The 18,699-nt window shown below is 69.5% G+C and carries 22 protein-coding genes; 10 read left to right on the forward strand and 12 right to left on the reverse strand.

Annotated features, from left to right (window positions below; genetic code table 11):
* The first annotated feature begins 1 nt into the window (after window position 1).
* Window positions 2–982: an SRPBCC family protein gene (locus JOE67_RS09540; RefSeq protein WP_204975353.1), complete on the forward strand. Its 981-nt coding sequence runs from the start codon at window positions 2–4 to the stop codon at window positions 980–982.
* A gap of 103 nt (window positions 983–1,085) precedes the next feature.
* On the opposite strand, the gene JOE67_RS09545 is transcribed toward JOE67_RS09540, so the two are convergent.
* Both JOE67_RS09545 and JOE67_RS09550 read right to left on the reverse strand, forming a co-directional pair.
* A complete protein-coding gene (locus tag JOE67_RS09545) occupies window positions 1,086–1,469 on the reverse strand; it encodes a DoxX family protein (protein WP_204975354.1) in 384 nt (127 codons plus the stop codon).
* 69 nt (window positions 1,470–1,538) lie between these two features.
* Complete coding sequence (locus JOE67_RS09550) at window positions 1,539–1,919, reverse strand: DoxX family protein (protein ID WP_204975355.1); 381 nt, start codon at window positions 1,917–1,919, stop codon at window positions 1,539–1,541.
* Window positions 1,920–2,140: 221 nt separating this feature from the next.
* Between JOE67_RS09550 and JOE67_RS09555 the strand changes: the two genes are divergently transcribed.
* Window positions 2,141–2,590 carry a DUF1801 domain-containing protein gene (locus tag JOE67_RS09555; protein ID WP_204975356.1) on the forward strand — a complete coding sequence of 150 codons (450 nt, stop codon included), beginning with the start codon at window positions 2,141–2,143 and terminating at the stop codon, window positions 2,588–2,590.
* A gap of 22 nt (window positions 2,591–2,612) precedes the next feature.
* Here the strand turns inward: JOE67_RS09555 and JOE67_RS09560 are convergent, their stop codons facing one another.
* Together JOE67_RS09560 and JOE67_RS09565 are read right to left on the reverse strand one after the other, a co-directional pair.
* On the reverse strand, window positions 2,613–3,491 hold the full coding sequence (locus JOE67_RS09560; RefSeq protein WP_204975357.1) for an SGNH/GDSL hydrolase family protein: 879 nt from the start codon (window positions 3,489–3,491) through the stop codon (window positions 2,613–2,615).
* 79 nt (window positions 3,492–3,570) lie between these two features.
* Window positions 3,571–4,338: a ribonuclease H family protein gene (locus tag JOE67_RS09565; protein ID WP_204975358.1), complete on the reverse strand. Its 768-nt coding sequence runs from the start codon at window positions 4,336–4,338 to the stop codon at window positions 3,571–3,573.
* A 54-nt stretch (window positions 4,339–4,392) separates the two neighbouring features.
* Between JOE67_RS09565 and JOE67_RS09570 the strand changes: the two genes are divergently transcribed.
* Entirely contained in the window at window positions 4,393–4,704 is a 312-nt protein-coding gene (locus tag JOE67_RS09570) for a hypothetical protein (RefSeq protein ID WP_204975359.1), read from the forward strand.
* 8 nt (window positions 4,705–4,712) lie between these two features.
* Here JOE67_RS09570 and JOE67_RS09575 read toward each other — a convergent pair whose 3' ends face one another.
* Genes JOE67_RS09575 through JOE67_RS09590 form a run of 4 tightly spaced genes read right to left on the reverse strand, consistent with a single transcriptional unit; the run spans window position 4,713 to window position 7,287 of the window.
* Entirely contained in the window at window positions 4,713–4,925 is a 213-nt protein-coding gene (locus JOE67_RS09575; RefSeq protein ID WP_204975360.1) for a hypothetical protein, read from the reverse strand.
* A gap of 33 nt (window positions 4,926–4,958) precedes the next feature.
* Window positions 4,959–5,861 carry a VOC family protein gene (locus JOE67_RS09580; RefSeq protein WP_204975361.1) on the reverse strand — a complete coding sequence of 301 codons (903 nt, stop codon included), beginning with the start codon at window positions 5,859–5,861 and terminating at the stop codon, window positions 4,959–4,961.
* A 15-nt stretch (window positions 5,862–5,876) separates the two neighbouring features.
* Window positions 5,877–6,236 (reverse strand): protealysin inhibitor emfourin, encoded by a 360-nt coding sequence (locus JOE67_RS09585; RefSeq protein ID WP_204975362.1) that lies wholly within the window; start codon window positions 6,234–6,236, stop codon window positions 5,877–5,879.
* Complete coding sequence (locus JOE67_RS09590; RefSeq protein WP_204975363.1) at window positions 6,208–7,287, reverse strand: M4 family metallopeptidase; 1,080 nt, start codon at window positions 7,285–7,287, stop codon at window positions 6,208–6,210. The genes JOE67_RS09585 and JOE67_RS09590 overlap by 29 nt, the downstream gene beginning before the upstream one ends.
* Before the next feature lie 69 nt (window positions 7,288–7,356).
* Between JOE67_RS09590 and JOE67_RS09595 the strand changes: the two genes are divergently transcribed.
* Window positions 7,357–8,865, forward strand: a complete 1,509-nt coding sequence (locus JOE67_RS09595; protein WP_204975364.1) for an SDR family NAD(P)-dependent oxidoreductase — start codon at window positions 7,357–7,359, stop codon at window positions 8,863–8,865.
* 38 nt (window positions 8,866–8,903) lie between these two features.
* On the opposite strand, the gene JOE67_RS09600 is transcribed toward JOE67_RS09595, so the two are convergent.
* Together JOE67_RS09600 and JOE67_RS09605 are read right to left on the reverse strand one after the other, a co-directional pair.
* Window positions 8,904–9,986 carry a sensor histidine kinase gene (locus JOE67_RS09600; RefSeq protein ID WP_204975365.1) on the reverse strand — a complete coding sequence of 361 codons (1,083 nt, stop codon included), beginning with the start codon at window positions 9,984–9,986 and terminating at the stop codon, window positions 8,904–8,906.
* Window positions 9,979–10,644 (reverse strand): response regulator transcription factor, encoded by a 666-nt coding sequence (locus tag JOE67_RS09605; protein ID WP_204975366.1) that lies wholly within the window; start codon window positions 10,642–10,644, stop codon window positions 9,979–9,981. The genes JOE67_RS09600 and JOE67_RS09605 overlap by 8 nt, the downstream gene beginning before the upstream one ends.
* An 88-nt stretch (window positions 10,645–10,732) precedes the next feature.
* Between JOE67_RS09605 and JOE67_RS09610 the strand changes: the two genes are divergently transcribed.
* Window positions 10,733–11,371, forward strand: coding sequence for a M15 family metallopeptidase (locus tag JOE67_RS09610; RefSeq protein WP_204975367.1), 639 nt, complete (start codon window positions 10,733–10,735; stop codon window positions 11,369–11,371).
* A 30-nt stretch (window positions 11,372–11,401) separates the two neighbouring features.
* On the opposite strand, the gene JOE67_RS09615 is transcribed toward JOE67_RS09610, so the two are convergent.
* Window positions 11,402–13,894 (reverse strand): DEAD/DEAH box helicase, encoded by a 2,493-nt coding sequence (locus JOE67_RS09615; RefSeq protein WP_204975368.1) that lies wholly within the window; start codon window positions 13,892–13,894, stop codon window positions 11,402–11,404.
* A gap of 138 nt (window positions 13,895–14,032) precedes the next feature.
* Window positions 14,033–14,386 (reverse strand): zinc ribbon domain-containing protein YjdM, encoded by a 354-nt coding sequence (locus tag JOE67_RS09620; RefSeq protein WP_204975369.1) that lies wholly within the window; start codon window positions 14,384–14,386, stop codon window positions 14,033–14,035.
* Between the two features lie 61 nt (window positions 14,387–14,447).
* Between JOE67_RS09620 and JOE67_RS09625 the strand changes: the two genes are divergently transcribed.
* From JOE67_RS09625 to JOE67_RS09645, 5 genes are all read left to right on the forward strand, one after another.
* Complete coding sequence (locus JOE67_RS09625) at window positions 14,448–14,810, forward strand: ArsR/SmtB family transcription factor (protein WP_396654813.1); 363 nt, start codon at window positions 14,448–14,450, stop codon at window positions 14,808–14,810.
* A complete protein-coding gene (locus JOE67_RS09630; RefSeq protein WP_204975370.1) occupies window positions 14,807–16,438 on the forward strand; it encodes a SulP family inorganic anion transporter in 1,632 nt (543 codons plus the stop codon). The genes JOE67_RS09625 and JOE67_RS09630 overlap by 4 nt, the downstream gene beginning before the upstream one ends.
* 76 nt (window positions 16,439–16,514) lie before the next feature.
* Entirely contained in the window at window positions 16,515–17,093 is a 579-nt protein-coding gene (locus tag JOE67_RS09635; protein ID WP_204975371.1) for a TetR/AcrR family transcriptional regulator, read from the forward strand.
* Window positions 17,094–17,137: 44 nt separating this feature from the next.
* Entirely contained in the window at window positions 17,138–17,908 is a 771-nt protein-coding gene (locus JOE67_RS09640; RefSeq protein ID WP_204975372.1) for an aspartate/glutamate racemase family protein, read from the forward strand.
* Entirely contained in the window at window positions 17,908–18,651 is a 744-nt protein-coding gene (locus JOE67_RS09645) for an aspartate/glutamate racemase family protein (protein WP_204975373.1), read from the forward strand. The genes JOE67_RS09640 and JOE67_RS09645 overlap by 1 nt, the downstream gene beginning before the upstream one ends.
* Window positions 18,652–18,699 lie beyond the last annotated feature (48 nt).

Genomic DNA, 18,699 nt, shown 5'->3' on the forward strand with positions numbered 1-18,699 from the left:
AATGCCTGTCACCGACATCATCACCGACCACGAGAACCTGACGATGACCGTCGTCGCCGACCTCGCGGCCCCCATCGAGCGGGTCTGGGGCGTCTACAGCGACCCCGAGCAGCTCGGCCGGTTCTGGGGCCCTCCCGGCTGGCCCGCGACCTTCACCTCGTGGAACCACGAGGTCGGCGGCCGCGCCACCTACACGATGCACGGTCCGCGCGGCGAGATCTCCTCGGGCTACTGGGAGTTCCTCGCCATCGAGAAGCCGCACCGCTTCGAGGTGCTCGACGGATTCAGCGATGAGCAGGGCAACCCCAACGAGGACTTCCCTGCGATGCGCATGGAGTTCACCTTCGAGTCGACCGCGACCGGCACCCGGATGCTGAACACCAGCCACTTCGTCTCGCTCGAGGCGCTCGAGCAGATCGTCGCCATGGGCGCGGTCGAGGGCACCCGCATGGCGATGGCACAGCTCGATGCTGTGCTGCAGGACCTGCGCGACTACGCCCAGGGCAAGGGCACCGAGGTCGAGATGCTCGACGACACCCACGTGCGCATCACGCGCCTGGTCGAGGGATCGCGGGACCTGGTCTGGCGCGCCTACACCGAGCCCGAGCTGATCAAGCGGTGGATGCTCGGACCCGACGGCTGGGAGATGACGGAGTGCGAGGTCGGCCTGAACGCGGGCGACCGCTACCGCAACTCCTGGGCTACGGTCGGCGACACCGAGGGCGAGCCGTTCGGCTTCGAGGGCGAGATGCTGCTCGTCGACGCACCGCGTCGCGCCGTGCAGCTCGAGCGGATGCAGGGAACCGATGGACCCGACATCCTCAACGACGTCAGCTTCTACGAAGAGGACGGCGCGACGCTCATCACCGTGCTGATGGAGTTCCCCGACAAGGAGACCCGAGACATGGTCCTCGCCACCGGCATGGCCGACGGCATGGAGGCCTCGTACCAGCGGCTCGAGTCGGCGGTGCTCACGGTCTGACCGTCACAACTCCGGAGAAACCGGCCGATCCGTGTGCGGATCGGCCGGTTTCTGCCGTTCTATGGCCGGATCTTCGGAGTTGTGAACCGCTGGAGGGCCGGACTCAGCCGCGCCGGGTGCTCCAGAGCGCCAGCAGCACGAGCACCGGCTGGAAGAACAGCCGAGCGAAGCGCTTCATGTCGGTGTCGAGCCCGAACCCGTCGCGGCGGTGTGTCCACTGCGACACGTTGCCCGGGAAGATCGCGATGAAGAACAGCGCGGTCAGCACGCCGACGAGGCGCCGCTGCCGCCAGGCGAACAGCAGCGCCGTGCCGAGGCCGACCTCGGCCACCCCGGATGCCACGACCGTGGCGTCAGGGTCGAGCGGAACCCAGTCGGGAACCTGTGCCTGGAACTCACGGCGTGCGACCGTGAGGTGGCTGACTCCCGCGAAGGCGAGGAAGCCGCCGAGGGCGATGCGGGTGAGCGTGCGAGCGGTGCTGGCCATGCCCCGATGCTACGTGTGCTGCGGGCCGCAGGGGCCGCGAACCCCGGATCACGTACGAGAGCGGAGGGGTCAGCGCCGCGTCGACCACAGGGCGAGCAGCATCAGCACCGGCTGCAGGAACAGTCGCCCGAACCGCTTCATCTCGGTGTCGAGGCCCGGGGCGCTGCGGTGGTGCGTCCACTGCGAGACGTTGCCGGGGAACACGGCCGCGAGGAAGATCGCGACGAGCCGGCCGACCGCGCGCCGACGCCGACGGGCGAACAGCATCGCCCCGCCGAGGGCGATCTCGACCACTCCGGATGCCACCACGGTCGTGTCGGGGTCGCCAGGCACCCAGTCCGGCACGGCGACCTGGAATCCGCGCCGGGCGAAGGTGAGATGCGCGACACCGGTGAACACCAGAGCCCCGCCGAGGACGGCACGCGTGAGCGATCGAGAGGTGGATGCCATTCGGCGAGTGTACGCACGGCGGGCGCTCACAATTCAGGACCGAGCCGGCCGGCCTTGCGCAGCGGCGCCGATTCTCGCGCGTGCGCGGGACTTCTCCTGAGTTGCGCGGGACTTCTCCTGAGTTGTGAACGGGCGCCGGCGCAGCCCGTCAGGAATCGAGAAGCGCCCGCCGGGTGGCGCTGGATATCGTGACGGTGACCGAACGGACGAAGGGCATCACCATGTCAGACAGCAGCGGGTCGGGATTCTCGGCACGGGAGCGGGCGGCCATGAAAGCCCGCAACGCCGAGCTCAAGGCAGAGGCGAAGCGGGCGAAGACGGCCGAGAAGGCGGCGGCGGAGGCGGCTGATGTCGTCGCGAAGATCGAGACCATGCCCGACGGCGATCGCGAGATGGCCGAGCGCCTTCACGCGCTGGTCGCCGAGGTCGCTCCCGGTCTGTCGCCCAAGCTGTACTACGGCCAGCCCGGCTACGCCCGCGGCGGCAAGGTCGTCGTCTTCTTCCGCAGCGGGCAGCAGGACAAGCTGCGCTACTCGACGTTCGGGCTCAGCCCCGAGGCGGCGCTCGACGTCTCCGACGGCCTCTGGCCCACCTCGTACGCGCTGATCGACCCGACTGAGGCGGCCTGGACGCAGATCGAGGACATCGTGCGGCGCGCCGCCGCAGACTGAACCGGGATGGCCGACCCCGGGGCTACCAGGCCAGCTTGACCTGGTTCGCGTAGGCCACGTACCCGCTCGCGTTCGGGTGGAACCCGGCCGAGACGTTCAGCCAGCTCCAGTCGTTGATCCACGGGCTCGAGCTGCCGATGCTGTGCCCGGCGAAGGCCGTCTCGACGTCGACGAACCTCGCTCCTGCCGCTACCGCCCCGGCGCGGATCGCGGCGTTCAGCGCCGTCGTGCCTGCGTTGACGTCCTGCGCATGAGCCCGCGTCACGCTCGGTTCGAACAGCCGCGGATACCCGGTGACGATGACGACCGCCTGTGGAGCGCGCGCCCTGATCGCGGCGACGGTCGCCGTGATGCGCGGGGCGAGCTCGCCACTGGCGACCAGCGCGTTGCCGGCATCGATCGCCGCCTGGCAGTCGGTCTCGCTGACGAACACGAAGCAGTCCTCGACGACCGTGCCGAAGCCGACGTCGTTGCCGCCGGCGGTCAGGGTGACCCGCGTGGTGGTCGTCGCGATCTGCCCGACCTGCGACCCGATGACCTCGGAGGTCGACGCGCCCGAGCATGCCGGCCGGGCGGTCAGCGTGATCTTGCGATCGGCGTCGATGAGCGCGGGATAGCCCTTCGAACTCACGTAGCAGGTGGTGTTCAGGTAGCTGCCGGCACCCTGCCCCGCGGCGTAGGAGTCGCCGAGTGCGGCATACGAGGTAGAGGCGCTCGGCTTGCCGCCGCCCCCGCCGCCCTTGCCGTTTCCGGCGGCGGATGCGGGCGCCGCGACGCCCGCGGCCAGGAGGACCGCTGCGAGCATCGCGGACAGGAGCAGGAGCACCCGACGGGCGGGTGGGAGGGCGGGGTCGGTCGCGTGGCTCAGCGCGCGGTCGTTTCGGGTGGAGATGGCGCTCATGGCCAGACGCTAGACCCGTCGGTGCCGGCCCACAATACGGGAGAACACCGAGATTCCTCGAGGAGTCCGCCCTCGTCGATCAGATCAGACGGCGCAGCGCGTCTTCGAGCGAGATGCCCTGCGCGTCGGCGCGGTCGCGCAGTCGTGCATGCTCTGCTGCGCTGAGTGAGACGGTGAGCTCGATCGGGGTGGATGCCGTGGAGCCGTCGAGTCCGTCGAGGAGATCGGCGGGCTCGGCCCAGAGGAGGGCGGCGTCGTGCTGGCGCTCCGCCGACGTAGGCCCCGCAGCCGCCGCAGCCGGCGCATCCCCGGACGACGCCGCCGAGGACGCCGCGGACGCCGTGACGGCCATGGCTCCGGCGAGAGCCGCCCCTGCATGCGCCGCCGAGGCGAAGCCGGGCCCGCGACGCGGTTCCTGCTTCTGCTGGTACGCCTTCGCAGCCGCGTTCGCCCGCTCGTCGGCAGCTTCGTTGAGCGGATGCCCTGCATGCCCCTTCACCCATGAGAACTCGACGTCGCGCCCGCGGATCGCCTCGTCGATGGCCTCGAGCAGGTCGCGGTTGAGTACCGGGCCGCCGTCGGACTTGCGCCAGCCGCGGCGCTTCCAGCCGGGCATCCACTTGGTCACGGAGTCGATCACGTACCGCGAGTCGCACTCGATCACGAGCTTCTCGTCGACCCCCGCTGTGGCGCGCAGCAGCTCGAGCACCGCCTGCAGCTCGCCCTGGTTGTTCGTGCCGTGCGGTGAGCCGCCGGCGGCCCAGCGGTCGTCGTCGATGTACCAGGCCCAGCCGTTCGGACCCGGATTGCCGAGGGCGGAGCCGTCGGCTGCGGCGGTGATCGTCATGCTTCAACCGTAGGGCGTCGGTACGACACCGCCCGCAGTCGGTACGCTCGACGAGTGACCGGACTCGCCCTGAAGACCGTGATCATCGTGGTCGTCATCGCGGTGGTCGTGGTCGTCATCGCGCGCATGTTCCACCGACCGGCCCCCGGCAAGAGCCCGGCGCAGAGCGGCCCTGCTCAGCGCATCCCGCTGCTTGCCTGGCTGGGAGCCGCCGTGCTGCTCGCCGCCGGCTTCTTCCTCGCGCTGGTCTCGTTCACCTCGCGCTACACCGAAGACCTGCTGCCCATGCGCATCGCGGCCGTCGTGGCTCTGCTCGCCGGTGGGGCGGTGCTGTTCATCGCATCCCGCCGGGCCCGCAAGCGCTGACCGGCCGGCTACTCGCCCGAGTCCTCGACCTCGGCGGCTTCCGGGGCCGGCGCCTTCACCGGGAAGACGATCGTCGAGTACTGCGCGCTGAGCCCGACGTCCATCAGATCGAGCGACGGCGCCTCGTCGAGTCGCTCGGTCGGACTCGTCTCGTCGAGCGGCTCGCCCGGCAGCGCGGCCCATGCGCTGGGCTCCTGCGGCTTCTGCGTGAAAAGTCCCATGATCTCGTTCCTTCGATCTGAGGGGTCGGCGACTCAGAAGTCGGCGATGACCAGCTTCTTCATGCCCAGCATCCGCTGATACGCGCCGGGCTTCGCCAGCAGCTCGCCCATGTTCTCGGGCACGACCTGCCAGCTCACGCCGTAGCGGTCGACCAGCCAGCCGCACTGCTCGGCCTCGGGAACCGCCGACAGGGCATCCCAGAAGTGATCGACCTCGGCCTGGCCCTTGCAGCGGATCTCGAGCGAGACGCCGGGGGTGAAGCCGAACTCATGCGTGACGTTCGAGTCCATGAACGTGAACCACTGCTCGCCCACCCGGAACTCGCCGAACATGACGCTGCTGGCCGCCGCTGTTCCCGACGCCTCGGGATACCTCATCACCGTGCCGAAGGCGGCGTCGTCGAAGAGCGAGGTGTAGAACTCGGTCGCCTCGCTCGCCTTGTCCTGAGCGTCGCCCGAGAAGAGCAGTTGCGTGATCACGAACGGACGCGGGTCGCCGGCCGGATCCGTGAGCATCAGCTGCCAACTGACGCCGTACCTGTCCTGCACCCACCCGTAGTAAGGGCTGAACGGGTACTCGCCGAGCGGCATGAGCACCTCGCCGCCGTCGCCCAGCGCCGACCAGCTCGCATCGAGTGCGGCGCGGGCGGCCTCCGCGTCGCCGTCGAACAGCAGCGGATCGAAGTTGAGCATGAACGAGATCGCCGGCGTGGGTCTATAGGTGTCATCGGAGTTGATCATCGTGATGCGGAAGCCGGCGACATCGAGGTCGACGACGACGGGCTCGCCCTCGAGGCCCTTCTGGAAGTCGGGCAGCTCGTCGGGATACCTCATGGCCACGCGCGCGCTCGTGAACGGCAGCGCGGCACTGTAGAACTCGCCTGCCTCGCCGGCGTTGCGGGCGAACCAGAGGTTGGGAACGATCTTCTGCGTCATGCTCTCTCCTGTCCTTCAGGCGCCGGACTCGGCGTCGGATCCGGTGTCGGCCTCGCGCACGGCGTCGACGAGCTCCCGCCATGCGCCCTCGAGGCGCGTGTCGGGAACGACCTGCTCCAGCTGCTCATCGCGCACGCGGACGTGGATGCTCCACACGAAGCGGTCGGCGCCGCGAGCATCCGGATCGAGCTGCTCGTCCCAGGGGCACCGCTCGACCAGCTCGAGCCACGTGGGCGCCTGATCCGGGGCCGGTTCGGCCCGCCAGCGACGGCGGAGTCCGGCGATGCCGCCGGTGCGCACGACGGCGATGACGATGCGATCCTGCGCATCGCCCGACCCCGCGTCGTCAGCGGGGTTCTCGATCTCGTGCACCATCGATGACTCCGACCGCGATCCACGCGTCGCGGACCGCTGACTCAACGGTAGCCCCGATCCCGGCTGCAGCGGAGATCGTCTTCTGAGCGAACTCCATGAAGTCGGCCGTCGACGAGAGATCGCCCGTCAGAGCGCGATACCAGGCGAGCCCCGCTCCCTCCCACGCCGGGCCACCGATGCTCTTCGCCGCCAGCGCGAACGCGCGATTCGGGATGCCCGAATTGATGTGCACGCCGCCGTTGTCTTCCACCGTCTGCACGTAGTCGCGCATGTGGGCGGGCTGCGGATCCTTGCCCAGCTCGTCGTCGTCGTACGCGGTTCCCGGTTCGATCACCGAGCGCAGTGCGCGCCCCTGCACCGCATCGGTGAAGATGCCCTCGCCCACCAGCCACGACGCGTCTTCTGCCGACTGGCCGAGCAGATGCTGCTCGGTGAGCGCGCCGAGCACGTCGGCGATCGACTCGTTGAGAGCACCGGACTGGTCGCGGTAGACCAGACCCGCCGTGCTCTGGATCACCCCGTGGCCGAGTTCGTGCCCGATCACCGACACCGAGCGCGTGAAGCCCACGAACACCTCTCCGTCGCCGTCGCCGAACACCATGCGAGAGCCATCCCAGAAGGCGTTGTCGTAGTCTTCGCCGTAGTGCACGGTGGCGTTCAACGGCGCTCCCGCACCGTCGAGCGAATCGCGCTCGAACGCCTCGAGCAGCATGCGGAACGTGGCACCGAGCCCGTCGAAGGCCTCGTTGACGGTCGCGTCGGCGACCGGCTCATCGTCTTCGGCGCGCACGATCAGGCCGGGCAGAGTCTCGGTGTTCTGCGCGTCGAAGATCGTGCGGGTGGGGGCCGAGGTGACCTCGGCGACCAGCGCCCCGCTCTCATCGATCGACAACTCAAGCGCCGAATGGAACGCCGGGCGGCCGGCGATCAGCGTCTGCCGCGCCGCCTCAGCGGCCTTCGGATAGCGCTCGGATCTCGCCAGGCGCGCCAGCAGATAACCCGGCACGATGCCCTGGTGGATGGACGTGTACGCAGCTTCTCCGGTGCTCATGTGCCGACCCTACGCCGGGGCGCGGACAACGCCCAGGGGGTCACAGGTGGGCCGCGTAGAATCGGCCCAATGACCGATGCCCCTTCGCTGCCCGCCTCCGGCATCGACCCCGACGACCTCGCGACCACCCTGCGCGTGCTCGCCTCGCTCGATGAGGTCGACCAGCAGCATCCGGACTATCTCGCCGTCCGCCGCGCCACCGCGAACATGTTCAAGGCGGTCAAGCGCGCACGTCGCAAGGAGATCCGCGACGCCATCGCCGAGGCGGACAAGGCCGTCGTCGCACGAACGGCCACCGGCGCTCCCGACCGCATCGATGACGAGACCCGAGGGCTCGACCTCGCATCCAGCGTCGTCGACGCACCCATCGCCGGCGAGCTGCTCAAGCCGCGCAACTGCTACATCTGCAAGCAGCCCTACACGCTCGTCGACGCGTTCTACCACCAGCTGTGCCCCGAATGCGCGCGGTTCAGTCACGGCAAGCGCAACGCGCGCACCGACCTGACCGGCAAGCGCGCCCTGCTCACCGGCGGTCGCGCGAAGATCGGCATGCACATCGCGCTGCGCCTGCTGCGCGACGGTGCGCACCTGACCATCACGACCCGCTTTCCGCGCGACGCCGTCCGCCGGTTCTCGTCGCTGCCCGACGCCTCCGACTGGCTGCACAGGCTTCGCGTCGTCGGCATCGACCTGCGCGACCCCGCGCAGGTGATCGGACTCGCCGATTCGGTCGCGGCCCAGGGGCCGCTCGACATCCTCATCAACAACGCGGCCCAGACCGTGCGGCGCTCGCCCGGTGCGTATTCGCTGCTGGCGGATGCCGAGCTGCAGCCCCTTCCCGACGGCCCGCTGCCCGAGATGGAGACCTTCGGGCACACCGCCGACCCGCACCCTCAGGCGCTGCAGGCCTCGGTCGACGCGCACCCTCTGCTGTCGGTCGCGGCCCTCGGCGGAACGGTCGCCGAGCAGGGCGGTCAGGCGCTCACGGCAGAGGACCTCGCTCGTCTCGCCATGGCGCCAGGATCGTCGTCGCTGGTGAAGCACGCCGACGGCACGGCGATCGACGCCGGCGGACTGGTGCCGGACGTGAACCGCGTGAACAGCTGGGTGCAGTCGATCGATCAGGTCGACCCGCTCGAGATGCTCGAGGTGCAGCTGTGCAACACCACGGCCCCCTTCCTGCTGATCAGCCGGCTGCGGGCGTCGATGGCGGCGTCGACCGCGCGCCGCAAGTACATCGTCAACGTGTCGGCGATGGAGGGACAGTTCTCCCGCCGGTACAAGGGGCCTGGGCACCCGCACACCAACATGGCCAAGGCCGCACTGAACATGCTCACCCGCACGAGCGCCGGCGAGATGCTCGAGACCGACGGCATCCTCATGACCGCGGTCGACACCGGGTGGATCACCGACGAGCGCCCGCACTTCACCAAGGTGCGACTGGCCGAAGAGGGCTTCCACGCCCCGCTCGACCTCGTCGACGGCGCCGCCCGCGTGTACGACCCGATCGTGCAGGGCGAGGCGGGCGTCGACCTGCAGGGCGTGTTCCTGAAGGACTACCAGCCGAGCCCCTGGTGAGCTGGGCTGCGGCCGGGGCCGCGCTGCGCTCCGACGAGTCAGGCTGAAGGCCGCGGCAGCCACACGGTCACGTTGAGCCCGCCCGCGTCGCGAGGCGTGAGCACCAGTGTGCCGCCGTGCGCCTGCGCGATGCGCTGAGCGATCGCGAGACCCAGCCCCACGCCCACGTGATCCTGGTCGCGCTCGCGCTCGGCGCCGCGCTGGAACGGCTCGGCGAGCGTCGGTACGAGATCGGGGGCGAGCACCTCGCCGGTGTTCTCGACGACGAGCGCGACTCCCTGCGGCCGCACATGCGTGCGCACTCCGACGACCCCGCCGGATGCCAGATTGTGCACGATCGCGTTGTGCACGAGATTCATGATCAGCTGCTGCAGCAGCGCGGCCGATCCGAGGGCGTGCGCGGCCTGGCCCCCGACCTCCAGAGAGACCGCGCGGCGATCGGCGAGCGGCGCCAGCGTCTCGACCGCCTCCTCAGCCAGCAGCGACAGGTCGACCGGCTCGCTGGCGAACGCCCGCCGGTCGGCGCGGCTGAGGAGGAGGAGCGCCTCGGTGAGATCGATCGCCCTGGCGTTCACCTCGGTCAGACGGTCGATCAGGGCATCCGGATCCCGATGCGGATCGGCGCGGGCGACCTCGAGCAGCGCCTGCGAGATCGCGAGCGGGGTGCGCAGCTCGTGCGAGGCGTTCGCCGCGAACCGCTTCTGCTCGGCCATGTTGGCCTCGAGCCTCTCGAGCATGCCGTCGAACACGTCGGCCAGATCGCGGAACTCGTCACCGCGACCCTCCATCGCGATCCGGTGCGACAGCGACCCCTCGGCGGCGAGGCGCGCGGCTCTGCCGATGCGGTCGAGCGGCGCGAGCATTCGCCCCGCCAGCAGCCATCCGCCACCCACGCCGATCAGAAGCAGCACGACCAGCGCGACCACCACCGCGGGAGTGAACGCGCGCACCAGATCCGACCGGTTCGGCACGAACCGGTCGGCGATGATCGCGCCGTCTGGCACGTATCGCAGCAGCCAGGCCGCCACCACCGTCAGCAGCACCGCGCCGGACACCACGACGATCGCGGCGTAGCTCAGCGTCAGCTTCCACCGGGCACTGAGGCCCCTCGGCCTAGGCATCCGCGTCGATCCGGTAGCCGACGCCGGGCACGGTCAGGATCAGCCACGGCTCGCCCAGGCGCTTGCGCAGCGACGAGACCGTGATGCGCACCGCGTTCGTGAACGGGTCGGCGTTCTCGTCCCACGCCCGTTCGAGCAGCTCCTCGGCGCTGACCACGCCGCCGCCCGCGTCGACGAGCACCTCGAGAACCGCGAACTGCTTGCGGGTGAGTGCGACGTAGCGGTCGTCGCGGAACACCTCGCGCCGGAACGGATCGAGCCGCAGCCCCGCCAGCTCGCGCACCGGCGGCCGTGCATGCTGCCGCCTCCGGTCGAGCGCGCGCAGCCGCAGCACCAGCTCACGCAGCTCGAACGGCTTGGTGAGGTAGTCGTCGGCACCGATCTCGAAACCCGACGCCTTATCGTCGAGTCGGTCGGCAGCGGTGAGCATGATGATCGGGATGCCGCTTCCCCCCGCCACGATCGAGCGGGCGACGTCATCGCCCGAGGGACCGGGGATGTCGCGGTCGAGCACGGCGATGTCGTAGGCGTTGATGCTGAGCAGCTCGAGCGCCGTGTCGCCGTCGCCGGCGATGTCGGAGGCGATCGCCTCTAGCCGCAGAGCGTCTCGGACGGCTTCGGCGAGGTAGGGCTCGTCCTCGACGATCAGCACGCGCATGAGAAGGATCCTACGCAGGCGGGCATATCGGGAACATATCGAGAACCGCATACGGCGTGGCAACGCGCGCACGAGTCGACTGGATGCCATGACCACAGCTCAGGCATCCGGATCCGGCCGCAGTGCGGCACTCATCGCGACGCTCGTCGTCGCCGCTGCGGCGCTGGTGTTCGTTCTGCTGCAGGCGCCGAACGCCATCTCGGCGAGCACGTTCACGACTCCGATCGGGCCCGTGTCGACCGTGCAGGAGCGGGGCGAGGCCGCGGCGGACGGCCGGATCACCGCCGCCGACGGCCAGATCGAAGCGGGTTCGGCGCTGAGTCTCTACGACGGATCGCCGGCGGTGGCCGGCCTCGATGGCGCACTGCTCGACGCCGTGCGCACCGCGGCCGCCGCAGCCGCGGAAGACGGGGTCGACCTGCGCGTGAACAGCGGCTGGCGCTCGCCCGAGCTGCAGCAGCTTCTGCTCGATGAGGCGGTGGGCACGTACGGCTCGGCGCAGGAGGCGGCCCGGTGGGTGGCGACACCGGAGACCTCGGAGCACGTGTCGGGGGATGCCATCGACATCGGTCCGTGGCAGAGCGCCGAGTGGCTGGGGCGCAACGGTGCGGCATTCGGGCTGTGCCAGGTGTACGAGAACGAGCCGTGGCACTTCGAGCTGCGACCGGACGCTGCGGTCGACGGGTGCCCGCGGATGTACCGGGACCCGACGGAGCGGGTGAGGTGAGCCGCGGCGGGCATCAGGCCGGCAGACCGGTCACAGGCGCGCGACGCCGGTCACCGTGACGACCGCCTCGCCCGCCTCGTCGGATGCCGCGAGGTCGACGACGGCGGAGATGCCCCAGTCGTGGTCACCCGCGGGGTCTGCGATGATCTGGCGGACCTTCCACTCGCTCGCGCCCTGATCGATGAGCAGCAGCTGGGGGCTGCGGGCGTCGGCGCCGGTGAGGATCTCGTCGTGCTCGGCGAAGTACGCGTCGAGGGCTGCGTCCCAGCCCGAGACGCCGAAGTCGGGGTCGAGGGATGCCAGCGACTCGACGTCTTCACGCGCGGCGAGCTGCACGCGGCGGAACATCTCGTTGCGAACCAGCACACGGAACGCGCGTGTGTTGGAGCTGAGGCGCTGGGGGGCAGGCGGGACGACCGGCTCATCCGGACGGTCGAACCGGCCGTTGTCGACACCGGCGATGAGCTCGGACCACTCATCGAGCAGGCTCGAGTCGACCTGGCGCACGAGCTCGCCGAGCCACTCGATCAGGTCGTGCAGGTCTTCGGTCTTGAGGTGCTCGGGGATGGTCTGCGACGCCGCGCGATAGGCATCCGACAGATAGCGGAGCACCACCCCCTCAGAGCGCGCGACCTTGTAATAGGCGACGTATTCCCCGAACGACATGGCCCGCTCGTACATGTCGCGAACGACCGACTTCGGACGCAGCTCGAAGTCACGGATCCACGGCTGCGACGAGCTGAACGTCTCGAAGGCGGCGCCGAGCAGCTCGTCGAGCGGCTTCGGGTAGGTGATCTGCTCGAGCAGCTCCATGCGCTCGTCGTACTCGATGCCCTCGGCCTTCATCGCGCCGACCGCCTCGCCGCGCGCCTGGAACTCCTGCTGGCTGAGGATCGCGCGCGGGTCGTCGAGCGTCGACTCCACGATCGAGATCATGTCGAGCGCGAAGACCGGCGACTCGGGATCGAGAAGCTCGAAGGCCGCGAGAGCGAAGGGGGAGAGGGGCTGGTTGAGAGCGAAGTTGGGCTGCAGGTCGACAGTCAGTCGCACGGTCCCATCGACGCGCTCCACGACGCCCGACTGCAGCAGCGTGCGGTAGATGCCGAGCGCGCGCAGCGCCAGCAGACGCTGGTTCGCCCTCGACTCGTGATTGTCATATATCAGCGAGCGCATATTGCCGAACACGTCGCCGCCCCTGGCGATCACGTTCAGCACCATGGCGCTCGTGATCTGCATGTGCGAGGTGAGGGTCTCGGGCTGCGAGGTGATCAGCTTCTGGAACGACGGTTCTCCCCACGACACGAAACCGTCGGGAGCCTTCTTGCGGATGATCTTGCGCTTCTTCTTCGGATCGTCGCCGGCCTTCTTCACCGCCGCGAGGTTCTCGCTCTCGTGCTCGGGCGCCTGCGCGACCACGGTTCCGGCGGTGTCGTACCCGGCGCGACCCGCGCGACCAGCGACCTGATGGAACTCGCGAGCGTTCAGCTGCCGCATCCGCTTGCCGTCGAACTTCGTCAGCGCCGTCAGCAGCACCGTGCGGATCGGCACGTTGATGCCCACGCCGAGGGTGTCGGTGCCGCAGATCACCCGCAGCATGCCGCGCTGGGCCAGCTGCTCGACCAGGCGACGGTACTTCGGCAGCATGCCGGCATGGTGCACGCCGATGCCGAGCCGCAGCAGCCGCGAGAGGGTCTTGCCGAACGCCGTCGTGAACCGGAAGTCGCCGATCAGCTCGGCGATCTCGTCACGCTGCTCGCGGGTGGCGACCTTGGCGCTCGCCAGCGCCTGCGCCCGCTCCATCGCGGCGGCCTGCGAGAAGTGCACGATGTAGACAGGCGCCTGGCCGGTCGACAGAAGCTCGTCGATCGTCTCGTGGATGGGCGTCGTCTCGTAATAGAAGTGCAGCGGCACCGGGCGCTCGACACCCGTGACGTCGGCGGTCTCGCGGCCCGTGCGGCGGGTGAGGTCTTCGGCGAGACCCGTGACGTCGCCGAGGGTCGCCGACATGAGCACGAACTGCGTCTGCGGCAGCTCGAGCAGCGGCACCTGCCAGGCCCAGCCGCGGTCGGGGTCGCCGTAGAAGTGGAACTCGTCCATCACGACCTGCCCCACATCGGCGTCGGGCCCCTCGCGCAGGGCGAGATTCGCGAGGATCTCGGCCGTGCAGCACACGATCGGGGCATCGGCGTTCACCGACGAGTCGCCGGTGACCATGCCGACGCTCTCGGCGCCGAACACATCGACCAGTGCGAAGAACTTCTCGCTGACCAGGGCCTTGATGGGGGCGGTGTAGTACGTGCGGCGCCCGTCGGCGAGGGCCGCGAAGTGCGCCGCCGTCGCGACCAGAGACTTCCCGGTGCCGGTGGGTGTCGAGAGGATGAGGTTCTTCCCCGAGACGATCTCGATCACCGCCTCGTCCTGAGCGGGGTAGAGGCTGATGCCGGTCGACTCCGCCCATTCCACGAAGGCCAGGTAGACGGCATCCGGATCGGCGCCGCGGATGAGGGAGGGATCGAGAGGCATGATGCTTCGATCCTTTCACGCGGCTCGACGTCCACAATTCAGGATCAGCGGGTGCTTCCGGGCCCTGTGCGGGCCGGTGCCAACGAACGGCGGCAGCTCTCCTGAGTTGTGAACGCCACGAGGCGCAGTCTGGTTCGGTCAGGCCTTCTTCACGAGGCTCGACTTGAGCCGGATGGCACCGATGCCGTCGATCCGGCAGTCGATGTCGTGACCGTTGACCGGAGCGATCAGCCGGATGCCACGCACCTTCGTGCCGGCCTTGATGCCCTGCGGCGATCCCTTGACCTTGATGGTCGTGGTCACGACGACGGAGTCTCCGTCGGTGAGGACATTGCCCACCGCATCCGTCACGACGTCAGCTGGCGACTCGGATGCCGCGGATGCGTCGGACGGCGACCACTCGTGGCCGCACATCGGGCACACGAGCAGGTCTCCCATCTCATACGCGTGCTCGCTCGAGCACTCGGGGCACAGGGGAAGAGAATCGTCCATCTCCCGATGGTATCGCGATATGATGAATTCGTCATTCCAAGGTGCTGAAGGGAGCACTGCCGTGCTCAGCGACCCGAACCGCCCCCTGTACGAGGTGAAGGCCGGCCTGTTCAAGGGTCTCGCGCACCCCATCCGCATTCGCATCCTCGAGGTGCTGTCGTCCTCGCAGGAGGTCTCGGTCTCCGAGCTGCTGGCCGTCTTCGATCTCGAGGCATCCCATGTGTCGCAGCACCTCGCTGTGCTGCGACGCAACAGACTCGTCGTCTCAGACCGCCGCGGCAGCCTGGTGTTCTATCGGCTGGCGTACCCCGAGGTCGCCGACCTGTTGCGCGTTGCTCGCGTGCTGCTGGGGGAGATCCTGCACACCACCCAGCAGCATCTCGTCGAACACGACGGCCTCCCCGACATACCGGTCAGGTCATGAGCGTGACCGCCCTGCGGGCGCTGCTGCCGTCGCGTGCCGACTACCGCGCGGTGCCGCGCACCTGGCGGGGCGATCTGCTGGCCGGGATCACCGTGGGCATCCTCGCGCTGCCGCTCGCCCTGGCGTTCGGGGTCAGTTCTGGGGCGGGAGCCGAGAGCGGCCTCATCACCGCCATCATCGCGGGGATCGTCGCGGCCGTGTTCGGCGGTTCGAACGTGCAGGTCTCGGGGCCGACCGGCGCGATGGTGGTGGTGCTCGCCCCGATCATGGCAGCCCAGGGCACCGGCGCACTCGCGGTGATCTGCCTGCTGGCGGGAGTCATGGTGCTGCTTGCGGGCATCCTTCGCCTCGGGCGCACGATCAGCTACATCCCCTGGCCTGTCATCGAGGGCTTCACGTTCGGCATCGCCGTCATCATCTTCTTGCAGCAGGTGCCGACGGCCACCGCTACCCGACCGGGCGAGAGCAACAACGCAGCGATCTCGGCCGCACAGGCGCTCGTGACCGCGAGCTGGCCAACACTCGGATGGTCGCTGCTGCTCGTCTCCGTTGTGGTCGTGATCATGCTGGTCACCCCGCGGGTGGCCCCGCGCCTGCCCGGTTCGCTTCTAGCTATCGCGGTCACGGGCGTGCTCGCCTGGTCAACTGGCATGCCGGTCGGCGTCATCGGCGAACTGCCGAGCGGACTGCCCGCACCGGCCCTTCCCCGCCTCGACCTGCCGAGCGGCGCCTCTCTCCTCGCGCCCGCGCTCGCAGTCGCCGCGCTCGCGGCCATCGAGTCACTTCTCGCCGCGCGCGTGGCCGCGAGCATCTCCGACACCGGCCCTTACGACGCCGATCGCGAGCTGGTCGGGCAGGGCCTGGCGTCGCTCGCCTCCGGTCTCTTCGGTGGCCTGCCCGCCACAGGCGCCATCGCGCGAACCGCGGTCAGCATCCGCGCCGGCGCACGCACCCGCGTCGCCGCGATCGTGCACGGCCTGCTTTTGCTGGCGATCGTGCTGGTGGGAGCCACCGTCGTCTCGCACATCCCGCTCGCCGCGCTCGCCGGGGTGCTGATGGTCACCTCGTGCCGCATGATCGACCCGTCGACGGTGCGAGCCGTGCTCGGCTCGACCAGGTCGGATGCCGTCGTGTTCGTGATCACCGCACTCGTCACGGTCAGCGTCGACCTCATCTACGCCGTGCTGATCGGGCTGCTCGCGGCCGGCTTCTTCGCCCTGCGCCAGCTCGCCGCGGCCAGTGGGGTGCACCGCGAGGAGCTCCCCGGCCCCGCCCAAGCCGGCGACGAGCGTATCGCCGTCTTCCGCCTCGAGGGTGCGCTCTTCTTCGGCGCGGCGGAGCGGATGCTCGAGCGAGTGTCCGCTCTGCGAGACATCGAGGTCGTCGTGATTCGCATGTCGCAGCTGCAGATCCTCGATGCGACAGGGGCCCAGGTGATCAGCGAGCTCATCATCTCGCTCGAGCGCCGGGGCATCACGGTGCTCGTCAAGGGCATCCAGCCTCAGCACTTCGGGGTCGCCGAGCGCGTCGGCGTGATGGCATCCCTCCGCCACCAGAACCACCTCTTCGACGACCTGGTTGCGGCCGCCGCTCACGCACGCAGTCATGTGGCGCGGGCTGCGGCGTGACATCTGGGGCGATTCTGCTTGCGCGCCTCGCTGATGTGGGACTACTCTCACCCTAACTAATGATCGTTAGGAAGATATGACCAAGGCACGCATCCTCGCCGAAGCCCGCAGGGTCTTCGCGCGCCGGGGCTACGCCGAGGCCAGTCTTCGCGAGATCGCCGAGGCCGTCGGAATCAAGACGCCTTCCCTGTACGCGCACTTCCCCAGCAAGGAAGCGCTGTACCAGGCGGTCTACGCCGAGGTCATCGTGGATCACACCGCATTCTTCGATGAGCTCGTGCGCACCAGCACCGAACTGGAGCCGCTGCCCCGGCTGCGACATCTTCTCGGCGGCATCGAGGCGTACTACCGCGACCGCTCCGAGTTCGCGGAGTTCAGCCTTAGGGCAGCCGTCGCCGAGTACGGGCCGAACGGCGAGACCCTTCGCGAGATCTTCCTGACCTCCGAGACGAACCTCGCCGCCGCCGTGCGCCGCGCCTACGACGACGGCGTCTCGGCCGGGGCTTTCGCACCCGGCGACCCCGAGGGCTTCACCGCGCTGGTGTTCGTGATCATGGAGGGCCTCTTCCTCCAGCTCACGCACTACTCACCCGACGTCTACCGCGCGCGTTTCGAAGACGCGTGGCGGCACCTGTCGGCCATCCTCTCCGCCTGACCCCGCCGTTCTGCGGCCCGGCAGGCGCCACGAAGGTATGCGCCATGCCCCACCCCGACCACTCCGCACCCGTGCGCGTCACGATCATCGCGCCGGTCGTGCTCGGCGAGCAGCAGCTCGCCCCTGCTCCCGCCGTGCCTGGCCTGATCGCCGAGTTCCGAAGCCTCGCCTCCGGCACCGCCTCGATCGAGAGCCGGTGGGACGACGCCTTCGCCGTACCGGGCATCCTCGACGCCGCCATCCGCGCCGAAGAGGCAGGCGCACAGGCCGTGGTCATCGACTGCATGGACGACCCGGGTCTCGACGCCGCGCGCGAGGTCGTGCGAATTCCCGTCATCGGTCCGGCGCAGGCGAGCATGCACCTCGCGCTCACTCTCGCCGACCGCTTCTCGATCATCACCACGCTCACCGCCGACATCCCCGTGGTGCGAGAACTCGTCGAGCACAACCGTCTCGCGCACCGCTGCGCATCGGTGCGCGGCCTCGGCCTCAGCCCGCTCGATCTGCACGACGACGCGGCAGCCACCCTCGACGCATTCGTCGACGCCGCGCGGGCGGCCGTCGAAATCGACGGCGCCGCCGCGATCATCGCCGGGTGCACGCAGCTCTCCGGCCGCACCGAAGAGGTCGCCGCACGTCTCGCAGACGAGGGAATCGAGGTTCCCGTGATCGATCCGCTCGCCGCCGCCCTGCACCACGCGCTGACACTCGTGCGTCTCGGCATCTCCCACAGCGGGGTCGGCTACCCGGCGCCGGCGGCGAAGCAGATCACGTGGCCGACGGCAGGCATGCGGTTCGAGAGGAGCGCCGGCTGATGCACCTGCGCGTGATCAACCCCACCACCACGACGTCGTGGGTGCCAGACACTCTCGCGATGTTCGAGGCCGCCGCCTCACCGGGCACGCAGGTCAGCGTCGCGACGATCCCCGCCGGCACGGGCTCGATCGAGAGCCGACGAGACGAGGCGCTCGTCACCCCGTGGGTGCTGCTGGCCGCCCGCGAGGCCGAGGCCGAGGGATGCGATGCGATCGCCGTGGACTGCATGCTCGACCCCGGCGTGCACGCCGCACGCGAGGTCGTGGGCATCCCCGTGCTCGGCCCGTGCGAGGCCTCCATCCACCTGGCCGCCACCCTCGGCAACGCCTTCTCGGTGATCTCCGTCGCCGAGCACCACCGCACGCTGAAGATCGAGCAGGCCCGCCGCTACGGCGTCGCCCCGCGTCTGGCATCCGTCCGGTCGCTCGACATTCCCGTGCTGGATCTCGACGACGACCCCGCCCGCACCTTCGCCGCGATGGCGCTGCGCGCCCGTGAAGCGGTCGAGATCGATCGCGCCGAGGCGATCGTGCTCGGCTGCACCGGCCTCGCAGGCCAGGCAGCCGAGGTGCAGCGCGCGCTCGCCGACGAGGGGATCGACGTGCCCGTCATCGATCCGTCGGCAGCCACCACCCGGCTGCTCGAGACCACCGTCTCGATGGCGTTGCGCAGCAGTCGCGTCACCTACTCGCGTCGCACCGGTGCCACGAGCGCCTGGCCGGCGGCATCCGCCCGCATCTGACCACCACCCGCCCCTCACCCCCTCACCCCCTCACCCGCAAGGAACACT

Origin of the sequence: Microbacterium esteraromaticum, from assembly GCF_016907315.1 — a bacterium.
Taxonomy (GTDB): Bacteria; Actinomycetota; Actinomycetes; order Actinomycetales; family Microbacteriaceae; genus Microbacterium; species Microbacterium esteraromaticum.

Coding starts and splice junctions, on each gene's coding strand:
- JOE67_RS09615 (WP_204975368.1), bottom strand. CDS start 13,894: ATGCCTCTCGATCCCTCCCTCATCCGCGGCGCCGATCCGGATGCCGTC.
- JOE67_RS09590 (WP_204975363.1), bottom strand. CDS start 7,287: ATGAGCACCGGAGAAGCTGCGTACACGTCCATCCACCAGGGCATCGTG.
- JOE67_RS09585 (WP_204975362.1), bottom strand. CDS start 6,236: ATGGTGCACGAGATCGAGAACCCCGCTGACGACGCGGGGTCGGGCGAT.
- JOE67_RS09640 (WP_204975372.1), top strand. CDS start 17,138: ATGCCCCACCCCGACCACTCCGCACCCGTGCGCGTCACGATCATCGCG.
- JOE67_RS09555 (WP_204975356.1), top strand. CDS start 2,141: ATGTCAGACAGCAGCGGGTCGGGATTCTCGGCACGGGAGCGGGCGGCC.
- JOE67_RS09610 (WP_204975367.1), top strand. CDS start 10,733: ATGACCACAGCTCAGGCATCCGGATCCGGCCGCAGTGCGGCACTCATC.
- JOE67_RS09575 (WP_204975360.1), bottom strand. CDS start 4,925: ATGGGACTTTTCACGCAGAAGCCGCAGGAGCCCAGCGCATGGGCCGCG.
- JOE67_RS09560 (WP_204975357.1), bottom strand. CDS start 3,491: ATGAGCGCCATCTCCACCCGAAACGACCGCGCGCTGAGCCACGCGACC.
- JOE67_RS09600 (WP_204975365.1), bottom strand. CDS start 9,986: ATGCCTAGGCCGAGGGGCCTCAGTGCCCGGTGGAAGCTGACGCTGAGC.
- JOE67_RS09620 (WP_204975369.1), bottom strand. CDS start 14,386: ATGGACGATTCTCTTCCCCTGTGCCCCGAGTGCTCGAGCGAGCACGCG.
- JOE67_RS09565 (WP_204975358.1), bottom strand. CDS start 4,338: ATGACGATCACCGCCGCAGCCGACGGCTCCGCCCTCGGCAATCCGGGT.
- JOE67_RS09630 (WP_204975370.1), top strand. CDS start 14,807: ATGAGCGTGACCGCCCTGCGGGCGCTGCTGCCGTCGCGTGCCGACTAC.
- JOE67_RS09580 (WP_204975361.1), bottom strand. CDS start 5,861: ATGACGCAGAAGATCGTTCCCAACCTCTGGTTCGCCCGCAACGCCGGC.
- JOE67_RS09550 (WP_204975355.1), bottom strand. CDS start 1,919: ATGGCATCCACCTCTCGATCGCTCACGCGTGCCGTCCTCGGCGGGGCT.
- JOE67_RS09645 (WP_204975373.1), top strand. CDS start 17,908: ATGCACCTGCGCGTGATCAACCCCACCACCACGACGTCGTGGGTGCCA.
- JOE67_RS09545 (WP_204975354.1), bottom strand. CDS start 1,469: ATGGCCAGCACCGCTCGCACGCTCACCCGCATCGCCCTCGGCGGCTTC.
- JOE67_RS09595 (WP_204975364.1), top strand. CDS start 7,357: ATGACCGATGCCCCTTCGCTGCCCGCCTCCGGCATCGACCCCGACGAC.
- JOE67_RS09540 (WP_204975353.1), top strand. CDS start 2: ATGCCTGTCACCGACATCATCACCGACCACGAGAACCTGACGATGACC.
- JOE67_RS09635 (WP_204975371.1), top strand. CDS start 16,515: ATGACCAAGGCACGCATCCTCGCCGAAGCCCGCAGGGTCTTCGCGCGC.
- JOE67_RS09605 (WP_204975366.1), bottom strand. CDS start 10,644: ATGCGCGTGCTGATCGTCGAGGACGAGCCCTACCTCGCCGAAGCCGTC.